This is a genomic window from Micromonospora sp. NPDC050200, assembly GCF_040656135.1.
GTDB lineage: Bacteria > Actinomycetota > Actinomycetes > Mycobacteriales > Micromonosporaceae > Micromonospora.
Genome location: NZ_JBFALG010000006.1, coordinates 50,237 through 67,887, shown reverse-complemented (window position 1 = coordinate 67,887; position 17,651 = coordinate 50,237). Strand labels below are relative to the sequence as shown.

Sequence of the window (17,651 nt, the reverse complement as noted above, 5' to 3'; positions counted from 1 at the left end):
CTAGCCGGCCGGGGCGCGGAGGCCCCGGGCGGCGGCAAGGGGTTCGGACCGGGCCCGGGTTAGGGGCCGGTCGCGCCCTTCTAGGGGTACGCCGGTCTGGTCCCGCCTCGACGGCGGGGCTTGACTGACCCTGCGCACCCGTCGGGTTCCACGGGGCACCTGCTCACAGGCAGTGCGACACCGCGCTGCCCGATGGTCCGGCCCGACGCGGACAACGCTGACATCCGTCCCGCGGAGGGGGTTCGATCTCGTGGAATTCACTGTGGCAGCCGACCAGTGGGTCCGGCTGGAGCAACTGGAGGCGGCGGCCACGCACTCGGTGCCGGTCGGTCTCGACGACAAGGTCTGGCAGCGCGTCCAGACCTCCCGGGAGACGCTGGAACGCTTCGTCGACGAGGGCCGGGTCATCTACGGCGTCAACACCAGCATGGGCGGCTTCGTCGACTGGCTGGTGCCGGTCACCATGGCCCAGCAGCTCCAGGAAAACCTGATCAACGCGGTGGCCACCAACGTGGGGCCGCACCTGGACGACCGGACGGTCCGGGCGATCATGCTCTCCCGAATCGTGTCGCTGGCCCGGGGCAACTCCGCGATCTCGACGGCGAACCTCGAGAAGCTGATCGCCGTGTACAACGCCGGGATCATCCCGTGCGTGCCGGAGAAGGGGTCGCTGGGCACCAGCGGCGACCTCGGCCCGCTCGCCGCGATCGCGCTGGCCTGCGTCGGCCAGTGGCGGGCCCGCTACCGGGGCGAGACGATGCCCGGCGCCGAGGCGCTGCGGCTGGCCGGCATCGAGCCGATGACGCTCAGCTTCAAGGAGGGGCTGGCGCTGATCAACGGCACCTCCGGCATGGTCGGCCTCGGCAGCCTGGTATTCGCGCAGGCCAACCGGCTGCTGGACACGTACCTGACGGTCTCGGCGCTCTCCGTCGAGGGGCTGCGCGGGATGACCAAGCCGTTCGACCCGCGGGTGCACGAGCTGAAGCCGCACAAGGGGCAGCGCGAGATCGCCGGCCGGCTCTGGCGCACTCTCCAGGAGTCCACCCTGGCCGTCAACGAGCAGGAGACCGAGGCGGCGCTGGCCGCCGAGATGGGCGCCTCGGCCAAGGCCGGCTCGCAGCCCATCGAGGACGCGTACTCGATCCGCTGCACGCCGCAGATCCTCGGGCCGGTGCTGGACAGCTTCGTCCGGATCAGCGAGACGCTGGAGGCCGAACTCAACTCGTCCAACGACAATCCGCTGGTGGTGCCGGACGAGAACGACGTGTTCCACAACGGGCACTTCCACGGCCAGTACGTGGCGATGGCGATGGACCACCTGGTCATCTCGCTGACCACCCTGACCAACCTGGCCAACCGGCGGATCGACCGGTTCCTGGACAAGAGCAACAGCAACGGGCTGCCGGCGTTCCTGTGCCGGGAGAACCCGGGCCTGCGGCTCGGCCTGATGGGCGGGCAGTTCATGACCGCCTCGCTGACCGCCGAGACCCGGGCCATGGCGGTGCCGATGTCCGTGCAGTCGCTGACCAGCACCGGCGACTTCCAGGACATCGTCTCGTTCGGCTTCGTCGCCGCCCGCCGGGCCCGGGAGGTGCTCGCCAACGCCACCTACGTGGTCGCCTTCGAGCTGCTCTGCGCCGCCCAGGCGGTCGACATCCGGGGCAACGAGGGACTCTCCCCGGTCACCCGGGAGCTCTACGAGCGGACCCGCGAGCTGGTCCCCTACCTCGACCGGGACGTCACCATCACCGACCATGTCGAGGCGATCGCCAGCCAGATCCTGGCCGCGCCGCCGGCGTACCGGTCGGAGGTCCTGCTGTGACCGGCCCCATCCCGGACGGCGGCGTCGGGGCGGAGGACCACGGCGGCGGGGCCACCGCCGTGGTCTTCCCCGGCATCAGCCCCAGCTCGTTCGCGCAGGTCGGGCGCTTCCTGCTGATCAACCCGGAGGCGCGCAGGCTGACCGCGGCGGCCGACGAGACGCTCGGCTGGTCGCTGGTGGACCGCTACCGGCAGGCCGAGGGGGCCTACTCGGAGAGCGAACGGGTGGCGTTCCTGGTGGTCTGCCTGGCGCTGGCGTTCTGGGCGGAGGAGGCGCTGGACGTACGGCCCGACATCGTCATCGGCCCGAGCTTCGGCGGCACGCCGGCCGCCGTCTACGCCGGGGCGCTCAGCTTCCCCGACGCGGTACGGCTCACCGTCGGCTGGAACCGGCACCTGGCGGAGTACTTCGCCCACGCGCACAGCGACGTGGTCACCCAGTCCTTCGCCCGTACGCCCCGGGCCCGGCTGGTGGAGATCCTCGGCGAGCTGGACGAGGCCGGCGAGTGGTACGAGACGGCCTGCCACGTCGACGACGACTTCTGGATGCTCTCGGTCCGCCAGCACCGCCTGGACTGGCTCCAGGCGGCCGTACGGGCGCGGGGCGGCCTGCCGCTGTACACGATGAGCCCACCGATGCACTCGGCCGCCTTCGCCCCGCTGCGGGCGACCGTGGAGCGGGAACTGGTCGCCGGGCTGCCGTTCACCGACCCGCGGCTGCCGATGGTCTCCGACCACGACGGCGCGGTGCTGACCCGGGGCGAGCAGGTGCGCCGGCTGCTGCTGGACGGGATCGTCCGGCAGGTGCGCTGGCCCGGGGCGCTGGAGACGCTGCGCGCCCACGGGGTGTCGCGGCTCTGCGTCTCCGGGCCGGACGGGCTCTGGGGGCGGGTGGACGTCGCGCGGCGCCCGTTCGACGTGCTGACCCTGACCCCGGCGCTCGCGCTGCGGCCCCGGCTGCGGCAGCGGACCCTGGTGGGGTGACCCGGCGGCCTACCGGGCCGCGCCGGCCAGCTCGGCCAGCGCGGTCCGGTTCGCCTTTCCGTTGGCGGTCAGCGGCAGCGCGGCCAGAAAGTGGAACCGCGCCGGGATCATGTACGCCGGCATGCTCCGCCGGCACCGCTCCACCAGCTCGGCCGCGCCGACGGTGGCGCCCTCCCGGGGCACCACGAAGGCGTGCAGGCTCGGCTCGCCGTCGGCCGCCGGGGCCGCCACCGCCACCGCCGCGCCGACCGCCGGGTGGTCCAGCAGGCGGCGTTCCACCTCGCCCAGCTCGATCCGGTTGCCCCGGATCTTCACCATCGAGTCCGCCCGCCCGCAGAAGTACAGCTCCCCGTCGGCCCCCCGGTACGCCAGGTCGCCGGAGCGGTAGACGAGCTGACCGGAACGCGGCTCCAGGGGGTCGGGCACCAGCACCTGCCGGGTGGCCGCCGGGTCGTCCCAGTAGCCGCTGAACAGCGACGGGCAGCGGACGTGGATCTCGCCGACCGCGCCGGGCGCGTCGACCACCACACCGTCGGTGTCGACCAGCAGCAGCTCGGCGCCCGGGTAGCCGTCGCCGATGGAGAGCCGCTCGACGCCGGCGGGGAGCGGGTCGGGCACCTCCGCGAAGGAGCAGGCGACGGTCTCGGTCGCGCCGAACGCGTTGACCACCCGCAGTCCCGGGTGCAGCTCGCGCAGCCGGCGCAGCTCGGCGAGGGGGAAGTTCTCCCCGGCGAAGAGGATGCCGCGCAGCCGGTCCAGGGCGGCCAGGCCGTCGGGCTCGTGGCGCAGCAGCGGCCGCCACAGTGACGGCACGCCGTGCACCACGGTCGCCCCGGCGTCCCGGAGGAAGCCGAGCAGCCGGCGCGGGAAGCTCAGGAACTCGCGGGGCACCGGCGCGAGGGTCGCCCCGCTGCCCAGGGTGACCCCGAGGTCGAAGAGGGAGACGTCGAAGGCCAACGGCGAGGTGCTGGCCACCACGTCGTCGGCGGCCACCACGCCGAAGCGCTGGGCGCCCCGGTAGAAGGCCAGCGCGGCGTGGTGGCTGAGCACCACCCCCTTGGGCTGGCCGGTGGTCCCGGAGGTGAAGATCAGGTACGCCGGGTCGGTGCCCACCACGGCGCGCCGGCGGTGCTGCCGGGGCTTGCCGGCGGGGGCGACCAGCCCGTCCGGGCCGAACTCGGCGACGGCGGTGGTCGGCGGCAGGTCCCGCGCCGGGCGGCCGGTGGGCCGGACGTGCAGCACCGGGTCGGTCGCCTCGACGATGGCGCGTACCCGCAGGTCCGGGGTGTCCGGGTCGACCGGGATGAACGCCGCGCCGAGCCGGGAGCAGGCCAGCAGCAGCGCGATGGCGGCGGCGGAGGTCTGCGACTCGATGACGACCCGGTCGCCGGCGCCGACCCCGGCCTCGGCCAGCGCGGTGGCCCGCGCGTCGACCGCGCGGGCCAGCTCGCCGTAGGTGACCGTCACCAGCGCACCGCCGGCCCGCTCGATGACCGCCGGCTTGTCCGGGGTGACCGCGGCGGGGCCGAGCACGAACTGGTCCAGGGTGTCGGCGGGGAACCGCCCGACCGCGTCGGTCATCGAATGTCCGTCCTTCTTCACACCTGCGCGACGGTCTTGAGGTAGTCGCCCACCGTCTGGCGGAACCGCTCCGGCTCCTCCAGGTGCGGCACGTGGCTGGAGTCGTCGAACAGCTCCCAGCGCGCGTCCGGGACGAGGTCGACGAAGGGCTGGACGGTGGCCGGCGTGGCCTCGTCGTGGCGGCCCGAGATGACCAGGGCCGGCACCGCGATGTCGGCGAGGCAGTCGGTGACCCCCCAGTCCCGCAGCGACCCGATGACGTGGAACTCGCTCGGTCCGTTCATCGCGAGGTAGACGGTCGGGTCGTTGTAGAGCTCGTAGAAGGAGGCCTGGTAGTCGCGCGGCCACGGGTCGAGCCGGCACAGGTGCCGGTCGTAGAAGACCTTGGTGGCGGCGTGGTACTCGTCGCTGTCGGTGGTACCGGCCGCCTCGTGCCGGCGCAGGGTCTCGTCGACCCCGGGCGGCAGCGCGGCCCGCAGCTCCGCCATCGCCTCCAGCCAGAGCGGGTACGACGCCGGCGCGTCGGCGATGATCAGGCCCTTCAGGCCGGCCGGCGCCGCCGCCGCGTGCCGGGCCACGAGCAGGCCGCCCCAGGAGTGTCCGAACAGGACGTAGTTGTCGGCGATCCCGAGGTGACGCAGGAGGTTGTCCAACTCGTCCAGGAAGAGCTGGACGGTCCAGAACTCCGCCGGCCGGCCCGGCAGATGGGTGGAGCCACCGTTGCCCAGCTGGTCGTAGTGGACGACGGGGATGCCGCCGTCGGCGAACACCGAGAGGCTGGTCAGGTAGTCGTGGGTGCTGCCGGGGCCGCCGTGCACGACCACCAGCGCCGTCCGTTGCGGCGACAGCTCCCCCGTGACCCGGTACCAGGTCCGGAATTCGCCGAACGGCGCCGTCCCCTTGGTCGTCGGTGCGGTCACTAGATTCGGCGGCCGGTGACCGGGAAGGTGCCGAACATGCCCGGCTTGGCCTTGCCGGTCATGGTGTCGCCGTTGACGGTGACGGTGATCTTCATGGTCAGCGGGACCGGCTTGCGGCACTTGATCTTCCACGCGGCGACGTCGCCGACCAGCTCGCCGTCGATGATGTCGGGGTCGATGACCTGGCCATTGGCCCGGGCCTTGCCGGTCAGCTTCTCGCCCTCGGCGGTCAGGTCGACCCAGAGGCTCTGCTTGCCGAGCGGGCTCTCGATGTCCAGCTGCCAGCTGCCGTCGGTGCTCATCCGTTGCTCCCTATCGTGCGTCGATCGCTTCCCGTGGCAGACACTATGGATCGGGACGGGCGGTCCATACCCCTATCAGCCCCTAGGGGCGAGCGTCCCGATCCACTCCTCGACGACCGCCGCGGCGACCGCCGCGTGGTCCTCGATCATGGTGAAGTGGGTGGCCCGGACGGGGCGGTACTCGTGCGTCGGCTCCCAGGGCCGGGCCTGCCAGGAGCCGTCCTCGTCGGCCGCGTCGGGCTGGAACGGCTCGGCCGCGCCGACGAAGAGCACCGGGGCCTCGACCGGGTCCAGCCGGAACCGGGGCACCAGGTCGAAGTAGCGGTTCATCCCCGACAGCGCCGCGCTGTTGAGCAGCCCGAAGCGGGCGTCGGCCTGGACCAGCCCGACGGTGAGCTGCTCCATCAGCCGGGACTGGTCCCGGTCGTCGGTGTCGACCCGGTAGGTGTCCATCAGCACCACCCCGGCCGGGCGTACGCCCCGGTTCCGTTCCAGGTGGCCCGCGGTGGCGTACGCGAGCGTCCCGCCGGAGGAGTAGCCGACGAGGACGAACGGGCGTCCGGCGGCGGCCCGGACGATCCCCTCGGCGAGCACGTCGACCACCGCGTCCACCGAGTCGGGCAGCCGCTCCCCGGCGACGAAGCCGGGGTTGGTCAGCGACACCATCGGACGCCGGCCACGGAAGGCGGCGGCCAGCCGGGCGTGCTGGTGCGGGCCGCCCGTGGCCATCGGGGTGCTGATCCCGACGAGCACGGGTGAGCCGGGGCCGTCGGCCATGGTGACGCCCGGCGGGACCGCCCCGAAGTCGGCCGCGGAGGTGAACCGGGGGCGCAGGTCGGCGACCGCCCGCAGCAGGTTGAAGCCCTTGAGCACCTCGTTGCCCAGCACCGCCGCCCGGAACAGCCCGGCCAGCGTGTCCGGCTCGCCGGTTGGCTCGGGGGCGGGCGCGCGGTCGGCGGCCGGGGCCAGCTCGGCGCGGACGTGGCGGGCCAGCGCGGCGGGGTTCTTGTTGTCGAACACCGCCATCGGGGCCAGCCGCAGTCCGGTCGCCGCGTTGAGCCGGTTGCGCAGCTCCACCGCGGCGAGGGAGTCGAAGCCCAGTTCGAGGAAGTCCCGTTCGGGGTCGACCGCCTCGGGGCCGTCGTGGCCGAGCACGGCGGCGGCGTGGCCGCGTACCAGCTCGGTGACCTGGCGCTCCTGCTCGGCCGGGGACTGGCCGGCGAGCCGGCGGGCGAACCACTCCGGGTCGACGGCGGCCGCGGCGCTGCGCCGGCGTACCCGGGGCAGCAGGCCGCGCAGCAGCGCGGGCGGGTCGTCGGCGCGGGCGCGCAGCGCCGCCACGTCGACCTTCACCGGCACCAGCGTCGCGCGGGTGGTCCGCAGCGCGGTGTCGACGGCGGCCAGCCCCTCCGGGACGGTCAGCGCCGGAAGACCCTGGCGGGCCATCCGCTGCAGGTCCGCCTCGGTGAGCCACGCGCCCAGGCCGACGTCGGTGCCCCAGAGGCCGTAGGCGACCGAGGTGGCCGGCAGGCCGGCCGCCACGCGGTGCTGGGCGAGCGCGTCGAGGAAGACGTTGGCCGTGGCGTACCCGCCCTGCCCGGCGGCGAGCACCAGCCCGCCGGCGGAGGAGAAGAGCACGAACGCGGCCAGGTCGGCGTCGCGGGTCAGCTCGTGCAGGTGCCAGGCGGCGTCCACCTTGGGCCGCAGCACGCCGTCGATCCGCTCCGGGGTCAGCGAGCCGACCACCCCGTCGTCGACCACCGCCGCCGCGTGCACCACGGCGGTCAGCGGATGCCGGGCGGGGACGGCGGCGATCAGCGCCGCGAGCTGGTCGCGGTCGCCGACGTCGCAGGCCACCACCTCGGCGGTGGCGCCGAGCTCCGCGAGTTCGGCGCGGAGCTCGTCCACCCCGGGCGCCGCCGGCCCGCGCCGGCTGGTCAGCAGCAGGTGCCTGATCCGGTACGCCCCGGCGAGGTGCCGGGCCACCAGTGCGCCCAGCCCGCCGGTGCCGCCGGTGACCAGCACCGTGCCGTCTGGGTCCAGCCCGGCCGGGGTGTCGGCCGGGGCGTACGGCTCCCGAACCAGGCGGGGCACCAGGACGCGGCCGGCGCGCAGCATCAGTTCGGGCTCGTCCCCGGCCAGGGCGGGCCCGAGGGCGTCCCGGGAGGCGGCGGTCCGGTCGGTGTCGAGCAGGACGAACCGGCCGGGGTTCTCCGCCTGCGCGGCCCGGACCAGCCCCCAGACCGGTGCCTGGGTCAGCGCCACGTCCGCGCCGTCGGCGCCGACCGCGCCCTCGGTGAGCAGGACCAGCCGGGCGGCGGTGAAGCGGGGGTCGGCGAGCCAGCCCTGGACGAGGTCCAGCACCTCCTGCACGCAGCTGCGAACGCCCGCCGGGACGTCGATGTCGCTGGTCGGCTCGGCACCGTCGGGTCCGCCGACGGTGCCGACCGGCCGCCCCGCTCCCCCGGTACGTCCCCGGTCGGCGGGGGCCCGAAAGCCGGGCGTGGTCTCTGGTCGGGAGACAGGGAAGAGCACCACGGCCGGCGCCGGGAGACCGGCGTCCACGGCGGCGCCGAGCGCGGCGAGGTCGGGGTAGTCCGCGGGGTCGCCGTCGGCGGACCGGCCGACGGCGACCCACCCGGTGCCGGTGGCGGTGGCCGGCAGCTCGGCGGGGGTCCAGGCGAGCCGGTAAAGGCCGTCCTGCCGGCCGGGCGCGGCGGCCCGGAGTTGCTCCGCGGCGACCTCCCGCAGGGCGAGCGACCCGACGCCGGCCACCGGCGCGCCGGAGAGGTCGGCGAGGTCGAGGGAGACCTCGCGGGGCCCGGTGGGGCGGATGGCGACCCGCAGGCCCCGGGCGCCGGTGGCGTGCGGGGTGACCGCGTTCCAGGAGAACGGCAGCATGGTGGTGCCCTGGTCGTCGGTGTCGCCGTCGGCGAGCCCGAGCACGTGCAGCGCGGCATCGAGCAGGGCCGGGTGCAACGCGAACCGCTCGGCGTCGGCGTGCGCGGCGTCCGGCAGGGCGATCTCGGCGTACAGTTCGTCGCCGCGCTGCCAGGCGGCGCGCAGCCCCTGGAAGGTGGGACCGTAGCCGTAGCCGCGCTCGGCCATCCGCTCGTACGCGTCGCCGGTCGGCAGCGGGGTCGCGCCCGGCGGTGGCCAGGCGGTCAGGTCCACGGCGGGCGCGGTGCCGCCGGCGCCGATCCGGCCGTCGGCGTGCCGGATCCACGGGTCGGCCTCGCCGGCGCGGGAGTGGACGGTGACCGCCCGGGAGCCGGTTTCGTCGGGCGCGCCGACGGCGACCTGGAGGGCGACCGCCGTGTTCTCGGGGAGCACCAGCGGGGCGTGCAGGATCAGCTCCTCGACCACCGGGGTGCCGGTACGTTCACCGGCGGCGACCGCCAGCTCGACGAAGCCGGTGCCGGGGAAGAGGACGGTGTCGCCGACCGCGTGGTCGGCGAGCCAGGGCTGGGTGTCGACGGAGAGCCGGCCGGTGAAGAGCACGCCGCCGGTGTCGGCGAGGGTGACCGACGCGCCGAGCAGCGGATGCTCGGTCGCGGCGAGGCCGGCCGGGGTGGCTCCCTCGCCACCGGCCCGCTCGGGACGCCAGTAGCGCTGCCGTTGGAAGGGGTAGGTGGGCAGGTCGACGCGGGCGCCGGTGAGCAGCGCGGTCCAGTCGACGGCGGTGCCGGTGACATGCAGCCGGGCCAGCGCGGTCAGGGCCTGTCGGGGTTCGTCGTGATCACGCCGCAGGGACGGCACGACGGTGACGTCGTCAGTGAGGATCCCCTCGATCAGCGGGGTGAGCGCCGCGTCCGGACCGAGTTCCAGAAACGTGGTGGCGCCGGCGGTGTGCAGCGCCGTGATGCCGTCGGCGAACCGGACCGCCTCCCGGACGTGCCGCACCCAGTAATCCGGATCGGTCAACTCGCTCGTGGCGAGGGCACCGGTCAGGTTCGACACCACCGGAAGCTGCGGCAAGGCGTAGGTCAGCTCCGCCGCGACAGCCCGGAACTCGTCGAGCATCGGGTCCATCAGACCGCTGTGGAAGGCGTGACTGACCCGCAGCCGGGTCGTCTTGCGACCCTGCGCGGTGAACTGCTCGGCCAGCGCCAGCACGGCGCCATCCGGACCGGAAACGACCACCGACCGGGGACCATTGACAGCGGCAATGTCCACACCAGCACCGTCGCCGGTGCCGTCGACGTCGCCGTCGACGTCGGCGGAGGAAGCCGGCATGCCACCACCGGCCAAGGCCGCCAGGCCGGAGGCTGAACCGTTCACGTCATCAGCTCCAAAGGACCCGACCACCACACCCCGCCCCGCCAACGCCGCCCGCACCTCCCCCTCCGACGCCTGCACCGCCACCATCGCCCCACCAACCGGCAACACCTGCATCAACCGACCCCGCGCCGCCACCAACCGCGCCGCATCCCCCAGCGACAACACCCCCGCCACATGCGCCGCAGCCAACTCACCAATCGAATGCCCCGCCACAAAATCCGGCCGCACACCCCACGACACCACCAGACGGAACAACGCCACCTCAACCGCAAACAAACCCGCCTGCGCATAACCCGTCCGGCGAACCAGGTCCTCGTCCTCACCCCAGATCACCGATCGCAACGGCCGATCCAGATGCTGATCCAACTCCGCCACCACCGCGTCGAACGCAGCGGCGAACACCGGAAACACGGCATGCAGCTCACGACCCATACCCAGCCGCTGCGCACCCTGACCCGTGAACAGCACCGCCAGCCGGCCACCACGGGCCGTTCCCGACAGGACGGCCGCCGTCCCACCCTCGGCGAGGGTGGCCAGCCCGGCCAGCAGTTCGTCGCGGTCGGCACCCAGCAGGGCGGCCCGCTGTTCCAGGGCGGCGCGGCCGGTCGCCAGCGAGTACGCCACGTCCGGCAGCCGCAGCTCCGGCCGGCCTGACAGATGCCGGTGCAGCCGGGCGGCCTGGGCTCGCAGCGCCGCCTCCGAGCGGGCGGAGAGCAGCCACGGCAGGGGCGCGAGGGGCCCGTCCTCCGGCTCACCGGTTACGGTTCGGAGCGGCGGGGCCTGTTCGAGGATGATGTGGGCGTTGGTGCCCGACAGGCCGAACGAGGAGACACCGGCCCGGCGCGGGTGCCCGTTCACCGGCCACTCGCGGGGCCGGGTCAGCAGCTCCACCGCCCCGGCGGACCAGTCCACCTGCGGGGAGCGTTCCTCGGCGTGCAGCGTCGGTGGCATCAGGCCGTGCCGCATCGCCTGCACCATCTTGATCACGCCGGCGACACCGGCAGCCGCCTGCGTGTGCCCCAGATTCGACTTGACCGACCCCAGCCACAGCGGACGGTCCGCCGGCCGGTCCTGCCCGTACGTGGCCAGCAACGCCTGCGCCTCGATCGGATCACCCAACGTGGTGCCCGTACCGTGCGCCTCCACCACATCCACCTCGACCGCCGGCACCCCCGCCGACGCCAGCGCCGCCCGGATCACCCGCTGCTGGGACGGCCCGTTCGGGGCGAAGAAGCCGTTCGACGCGCCGTCCTGATTGACCGCCGTGCCCCGGACCACCGCCAGCACCGGGTGGCCGAGGCGTTCGGCGTCCGACAGGCGCTCGACCAGCAGGAAGCCCGCCCCCTCGGCCCAGCCGGTGCCGTCGGCGCCCGCCCCGAAGGAGCGGCACCGGCCGTCCGGGGAGAGGCCGCGCTGCCGGGAGAACTCGATCAGGATCTCCGGGGTGGCCATCACGGTCACGCCACCAGCGAGGGCGAGGGAGCACTCCCCCGAACGCAGCGCCTGCACGGCCAGGTGCAGCGCGACCAGGGACGACGAGCAGGCGGTGTCCACCGCCACCGCCGGGCCCTCCAGGCCCAGCACGTACGACACCCGGCCGGCCGCCGCGCTGCCGCCGGCGGAGCTGCCGTAGCCGTAGTCGTGGTACATCAGGCCGGCGAAGACGCCGGTGGGGCTGCCCCTGAGCGTGCCCGGGTCGATCCCGGCCCGCTCGAACGCCTCCCAGGCGCACTCCAGCAGCAGCCGCTGCTGCGGGTCCACCGCGTACGCCTCGTTGGGGCTGATGCCGAAGAAGCCGGCGTCGAAGTCGGCGGCGTCGGGCAGGAACCCGCCGGCCCGGGCGTAGCAGCGGCCGGGGCGGCCCGGCTCGGGGTGGTAGAGGTCGTCGGCCCAGCCCCGGTCGGTGGGCAGCGGCGCGATCGCGTCCACCCCGTCGGCGACCAGCCGCCACAGCTCCTCCGGCGAACCGACCCCACCGGGGAAGCGGCAGCTCATCCCGACGATCGCGATCGGCTCGTCCACCGGGCGCGGCCCGGCCTGGGTGGGGGCGTCGGCGGAGACCCCGCCGAGCAGCGAGTCGAGGTACGCCGCGACGGCGTCGGCGGTCGGGTAGTCGAAGACCAGCGTGGCGGGCAGCCGCAGGTCGGCCGCCGCGCCGAGCGCGTTGCGCAGTTCCACCGCCGACAGCGAGTCGAAGCCCAGCTCGGAGAAGGCGCGGTCCGGCTCCACCGCCTCTGCGGAGTCGTACCCGAGGACGGCGGCGACCTGGGCGCGGACCAGGTCGCGCAGGGCGCGTACCCGGTCGGGGCCGGACAGGCCGGCGAACCGCCCGGCGGTCGCGCCGGCCGGGGTGTCGGTGGCGCGGCGCAACCGCCGGGGCGCCCGGACCAGGGCGCGCAGCAGCGCGGGGATGCCGGTGTCGGTGCGCACGGCGGCCGGGTCGATCCGGAGCGGGGCGAGGGTGACCGGCCGGTCCCGCAGCGCGGTGTCGAACGCGGCCAACCCGTCGGCCTCGGTGAGGGCGGGGAACCCCTGCCGGGCCATCCGTTCCAGGTCGGCGTCGCTGAGCGCGGCGCCCAGCCCCGCGTCGGTGGCCCACAGCCCGTACGCGAGCGAGGTCGCCGGCAGTCCGAGCGCGGCCCGGTGCTCGGCGAGGGCGTCGAGGAAGACGTTCGCCGCCGCGTAGCCGGCCTGGCCGGCGGCGAGCACCAGCCCGCCCGCGGAGGAGAAGAGCACGAAGGCGGACAGGTCCGCCTCGCGGGTCAGCTCGTGCAGGTGCCAGGCGCCGTCCACCTTGGGCGCGAGGGTGGCCGCCAGCCGTTCCGGGGTGAGGGTGGCGGCCACGCCGTTGTCGGCGACCCCGGCGGCGTGCACCACGATCCGCAGCGGGTGCGCGGCGGGGATGGCGGCCAGCACGGCGGCGAGTGCGTCCCGGTCCGCGGCGTCGCAGGCCGCCACGCGTACCGTCGCGCCGAGCCCGGTCAGCTCGGTGACCAGCGCGTCCGCGCCCGGGGCGGCGGACCCGCGCCGACTGGTGAGCACCAGGTGACGGACGCCGTGCGCGGTGACCAGGTGCCGGGCCACCAGCGCGCCGAGGCCGCCCGTGCCGCCGGTGACCAGTGCCGTGCCGGCGGCGACGGTTGCCTGGTCGTCGCCGGTCCCGGCGTCGCTCGTGGCGTGGCCGGGCGGCGCGGCGTCGGCCGCCGGGACGAGCCGGGGTACGAGCAGCTGTCCGGCGCGCAGCGCCAGCTCCGGCTGTCCCGCCGCGAGGGCCGCCGGCAGCACGGCCCGGGACTCCGGCCGGCCGTCAATGTCGGCGAGGACGAAGCGGTCCGGGTTCTCCGCCTGCGCCGCCCGGACCAGGCCCCAGACCGGCGCCTGGTCCAGCGCCACCCGGTCGTCGGGCCCGGTGACCACGGCGTCCCGGGTGAGCAGCACCAGCCGGGAGCCGGCGAACCGGTCGTCGGCCAGCCAGGCCCGCACGGCCGCCAGCGCCGCCCCGGTCGCCTCCCGGACCGCCGCCGGCACGTCGCCGTCGCCGCCGCCGAGCGCCAGCAGCACGACCTCCGGTACGTCGGCCGCCGCGCCCAGCGCGTCCAGATCGGCGTACGCCGGCACGCCGGGTACGGCGGCGCTGTCGCCGACCACCGCCCAGTCGGACGGGTCCGGGGTGCGGTCCGGGGTGGCCGCCGGCTGCCAACGCACCCGGTGCAGCACCTGGTCGCGGCCGGCCCGGACGCCGTCGAGCTGGGCGGCGGAGACCGGCCGGGAGACCAGCGACCCGACCGTGAGCACCGGCCGCCCGGACGGGTCGGCGACGGTGAGGGTGACGCTGTCCGGGCCGGTGGGGGTCATCCGCAGCCGCAGCGCGGTGGCGCCGACGGCGTGCCGGGAGACGCCGTTCCAGGCGAACGGCAGCAGCGTCGCCCCGGAACCGTCGTGGTCCTGGAGCAGGGAGGCGTGCATGGCGGCGTCGAGCAGGGCCGGGTGCAGGCCGAACCGCGCGGCGTCGGGGTGCGCCTCGTCGGGCAGGGCCACCTCGGCGTACAGCTCGTCGCCGCGTTCCCAGGCGGCCCGCAGCCCCTGGAACGTCGGCCCGTACGCGTACCCCCGCCCGCGCAGCCGCTCGTACGCGCCCTCGGTGGCCAGCGGGGTCGCGCCCGGCGGCGGCCAGGCGGTCAGGTCGACGGACGGCTCGGCGGCGTCGGCGGCGAGCAGCCCGTCGGCGTGCAGCGTCCAGCGGCCCCCGGTGGCCCGGGAGTAGACGCCGACGGTGCGGCGCCCGGCGGTGTCCGGGTCGCCGACGACGACCTGCACCATGACGTCGCCGCGCTCCGGCAGCACCAGCGGTGCGGTAAGGGTCAGCTCGTCGAGGCGGTGGCAGCCCGCCTCCTCGCCGGCGCGCAGGGCGAGTTCGACCAGGCCGGTGCCGGGCAGCAGCACGGTGCCGAGCACGTCGTGGTCGGCGAGCCAGGGCTGGGCCTGCCGGGAGAGCCGGCCGGTGAGGACAAGGCCGTCGGCGTGGGCGGTGGCCACGGCCGCGCGCAGCAGCGGGTGATCGACGGGGGTCAGGCCGAGCGCGGCCGGGTCGTCGCCGATCGATCCGGCGAGCCAGGACTCGGCGAGGTAGTCGAGGGTGTGCAGCCAGTAGCGCTGCCGTTGGAAGGGGTAGGTGGGCAGGTCGACCGTACGGGTGGTCGTCGGGAGCAGTGCGGTCCAGTCGACGGTGGTGCCGGTGACGTGCAGCCTGGCCAGCGCGGTCAGGGCCTGTCGGGGTTCGTCGTGATCACGCCGCAGGGACGGCACGACGGTGACGTCGTCGGTGAGGATCCCCTCGATCAGCGGGGTGAGCGCCGCGTCCGGACCGAGTTCCAGGAACGTGGTCGCCCCAGCGGTGTGCAGCGCCGTGATGCCGTCGGCGAAACGGACCGCCTCCCGGACGTGCCGCACCCAGTAATCCGGATCAGTCAACTCGCTCGTGGCGAGCGCACCAGTCAGGTTCGACACCACCGAAAGCTGCGGCAAGGCGTAGGTCAGCCCCGCCGCGACAGCCCGGAACTCGTCGAGCATCGGATCCATCAGCTGACTGTGGAACGCGTGACTCACCCGAAGCCGGGTCGTCTTGCGACCCTGCACGGTGAACTGCTCGGCCAGCGCCAGCACCGCGCCTTCCGGACCAGAAACAACCACCGACCGGGGACCATTGACCGCGGCGACGTCCACCCCAGCACCGCCCGACGCCGTGATGTCGGAGGCTGAATCGTCTACGTCATCAGCTCCAAAGGACCCGACCACCACACCCCGCCCCGCCAGCGCCGCCCGCACCTCCCCCTCCGACGCCTGCACCGCCACCATCGCCCCACCAACCGGCAACACCTGCATCAACCGACCCCGCGCCACCACCAACCGCGCCGCATCCCCCAGCGACAACACCCCCGCCACATGCGCAGCAGCCAACTCACCAATCGAATGCCCCGCCACAAAATCCGGCCGCACACCCCACGACACCACAAGACGAAACAACGCCACCTCAACCGCAAACAAACCAGCCTGCGCATAACCCGTCCGCCGAACCAGGTCCTCGTCCTCACCCCACACCACCGAACACAACGGCCGATCCAGATGCTGATCCAACTCCGCCACCACCGCATCGAACGCAGCGGCGAACACCGGAAACACCGCATGCAACTCACGACCCATGCCCAGCCGCTGCGCACCCTGACCCGTGAACAGCACCGCCAGCCGGCCCGGACGGACCGTGCCGAGGACGGCGTTCGGGGCCGGTTCCCCCGCCGCCACCGCCGCCAGGCCGGCGGACAGTTCGGCCGGGTCCGCGCCCAGCACCACCGCCCGGTGGCCGAAGGCCGCCCGACCCGTGACCAGGGTCCGGGCCGCGGAGCCCAGGTCCGCCGGCGCGAGGTGCCCGGCGACGTCGGCGAAACGGCCCGCCAGGTCCCGTACCGCCGGGTCGGACTTCGCCGACAGCACCCAGGGCACCAGCGACGAGGGCGGAGCAATGTCGTCCGACTCCGGGCCGGACGCCGGGGCCTCTTCGACGATGACGTGGGCGTTGGTGCCGGAGAGGCCGAACGACGAGATGCCCGCCCGGCGCGGGTGCCCGCCCGCCGGCCACTCGCGCGCCTCGGTCAGCAGCTCGACCGCGCCGGACGACCAGTCCACCTGCGGGGAGCGCTCCTCGGCGTGCAGGGTCCGGGGCATCACCCGGTGCCGCATCGCCTGCACCATCTTGATCACAGCGGCCACGCCGGCGGCGGCCTGGGTGTGGCCGAGGTTCGACTTGATCGACCCGAGCCGGAGCGGACGGTCGGCGAGCCGCTCCTGGCCGTAGGTGGCCAGCAGCGCCTGCGCTTCGATCGGGTCGCCGAGGGTGGTGCCGGTGCCGTGCGCCTCCACCACGTCCACCTCGGCGGCCGGGACGCCGGCCGCGGCGAGGGCGGCCCGGATCACCCGCTGCTGGGCGGGGCCGTTCGGGGCGAAGAACCCGTTGGACGCGCCGTCCTGGTTTACCGCTGTGCCGCGCACCACCGCGAGCACCGGATGGCCGAGCCGCTGGGCGTCCGAGAGCCGTTCGACCAGCAGGAAGCCCGCGCCCTCGCCCCACCCGGTGCCGTCGGCGCCCGCGCCGAACGATTTGCACCTGCCGTCCGGGGCGAGCCCCCGCTGGCGGCTGAACTCGACGAACGCCTCCGGCGTCGCCATCACCGCCGCGCCGCCGGCGAGCGCCAGGGTGCACTCCCCCGACCGCAGCGCCTGCACGGCCAGGTGCAGCGCCACCAGCGACGACGAGCAGGCGGTGTCCACGGTGACCGCCGGTCCCTCCAGGCCGAGCGCGTACGCCACCCGGCCGGAGGCGACCGAGCCGGTGGCGTGGCTGCTGGCGTAGTCGTGGTACATCAGCCCGGCGAACACGCCGGTACGGCTGCCGCGCAGCGTGCCCGGATCGATGCCCGCCCGCTCGAACGCCTCCCAGGCGCACTCCAGCAGCAGGCGCTGCTGCGGATCCATGATCGTCGCCTCGTTGGGGCTGATCCCGAAGAACGCCGGGTCGAAGGCCTCGGCGTCGGCGAGGAATCCGCCCTGCCGGACGTAGCTGGTGTGCGGCCGCTCGCCGGTCGGGTCGTAGAGTTCGTCGACGTTCCAGCCCCGGTCGGCGGGGAAGTCGCCGATCGCGTCCATCCCGTCGGCGACCAGCCGCCACAGCTGCTCCGGGGTGCTCACCCCGCCGGGGAAGCGGCAGCTCATCCCGACGATCGCGACCGGCTCGTGGGCGGCCGCGGTGAGCCGCCGGTTCTGCGCGCGCAGCCGCTCGGTCTCCTTGAGCGAGCTGCGCAGCGCGGCGACGAGCTTGTCGTCGGTCATCGAGGGTCTCCCGTCATGAGGTCGTCGAGGTCCTGGTCGCCCAGCGCCATGCTGATCAGGTCGTCGGCGTCCATCTCGTCGATCGAGCGGCCGGCCTCGTCGTCCGCCGTGGTGGCCGGCGTGGGGGCGAGCCCGCCGAGTTCGAGCAGCCGGTCCAGCAGCCCGGCCTCCCGCAGCCGGCTCAGCGGGATGCCCTGGAGGACCTCGCGGACCCGGTCCTCGCCCAGCCCGTCGGCCGGGGCGGGGGCGAGCGCGGTGGCCAGTTCGGCGGCGAGGACCCGGGCGTTGGGGTGGTCGAAGACCAGCGTCGCGGGCAGCCGCAGGCCGGTCGCGGTGTTGAGCTGGTTGCGGAACTCCACCGCGCTCAGCGAGTCGAAGCCGA

Annotated in this window: 7 protein-coding genes (1 of these 7 cut by a window edge); 2 read left to right on the top strand and 5 right to left on the bottom strand. The window is 74.7% G+C overall.

Translation table 11 applies throughout. The annotated features are described in order from the left end of the window. Positions 1 to 250 precede the first annotated feature (250 nt). Together AB0I41_RS06425 and AB0I41_RS06420 are read left to right on the top strand one after the other, a co-directional pair. Positions 251 to 1,822: a phenylalanine aminomutase (D-beta-phenylalanine forming) gene (locus AB0I41_RS06425; protein WP_357102516.1), complete on the top strand. Its 1,572-nt coding sequence runs from the start codon at positions 251 to 253 to the stop codon at positions 1,820 to 1,822. Continuing rightward, positions 1,819 to 2,805, top strand: coding sequence for an ACP S-malonyltransferase (locus AB0I41_RS06420; RefSeq protein ID WP_357102514.1), 987 nt, complete (start codon positions 1,819 to 1,821; stop codon positions 2,803 to 2,805). Before AB0I41_RS06425 ends, AB0I41_RS06420 begins: the two co-directional genes overlap by 4 nt. Before the next feature lie 9 nt (positions 2,806 to 2,814). Here AB0I41_RS06420 and AB0I41_RS06415 read toward each other — a convergent pair whose 3' ends face one another. The 5 genes from AB0I41_RS06415 to AB0I41_RS06395 form a co-directional block, all read right to left on the bottom strand. Next, complete coding sequence (locus AB0I41_RS06415) at positions 2,815 to 4,386, bottom strand: amino acid adenylation domain-containing protein (protein WP_357102512.1); 1,572 nt, start codon at positions 4,384 to 4,386, stop codon at positions 2,815 to 2,817. A gap of 17 nt (positions 4,387 to 4,403) precedes the next feature. Next, complete coding sequence (locus tag AB0I41_RS06410) at positions 4,404 to 5,306, bottom strand: proline iminopeptidase-family hydrolase (RefSeq protein ID WP_357102510.1); 903 nt, start codon at positions 5,304 to 5,306, stop codon at positions 4,404 to 4,406. After that, positions 5,306 to 5,608, bottom strand: coding sequence for a hypothetical protein (locus tag AB0I41_RS06405; RefSeq protein ID WP_357102507.1), 303 nt, complete (start codon positions 5,606 to 5,608; stop codon positions 5,306 to 5,308). Before AB0I41_RS06405 ends, AB0I41_RS06410 begins: the two co-directional genes overlap by 1 nt. A 75-nt stretch (positions 5,609 to 5,683) precedes the next feature. Next, complete coding sequence (locus AB0I41_RS06400; RefSeq protein ID WP_357102505.1) at positions 5,684 to 17,269, bottom strand: type I polyketide synthase; 11,586 nt, start codon at positions 17,267 to 17,269, stop codon at positions 5,684 to 5,686. After that, positions 17,266 to 17,651: the 3' portion of an SDR family NAD(P)-dependent oxidoreductase gene (locus AB0I41_RS06395; RefSeq protein ID WP_357102503.1), read on the bottom strand. It continues 21,361 nt past the right edge of the window; 386 of the gene's 21,747 nt are visible here — the last part of the coding sequence; its start codon lies beyond the right edge, outside the window; the stop codon is at positions 17,266 to 17,268. The genes AB0I41_RS06400 and AB0I41_RS06395 overlap by 4 nt, the downstream gene beginning before the upstream one ends.

Bases quoted from the DNA above. Each gene is read 5' to 3' on its own strand.
- AB0I41_RS06405 (WP_357102507.1), bottom strand. From the start codon at position 5,608: ATGAGCACCGACGGCAGCTGGCAGCTGGACATCGAGAGCCCGCTCGGC.
- AB0I41_RS06415 (WP_357102512.1), bottom strand. From the start codon at position 4,386: ATGACCGACGCGGTCGGGCGGTTCCCCGCCGACACCCTGGACCAGTTC.
- AB0I41_RS06400 (WP_357102505.1), bottom strand. From the start codon at position 17,269: ATGACCGACGACAAGCTCGTCGCCGCGCTGCGCAGCTCGCTCAAGGAG.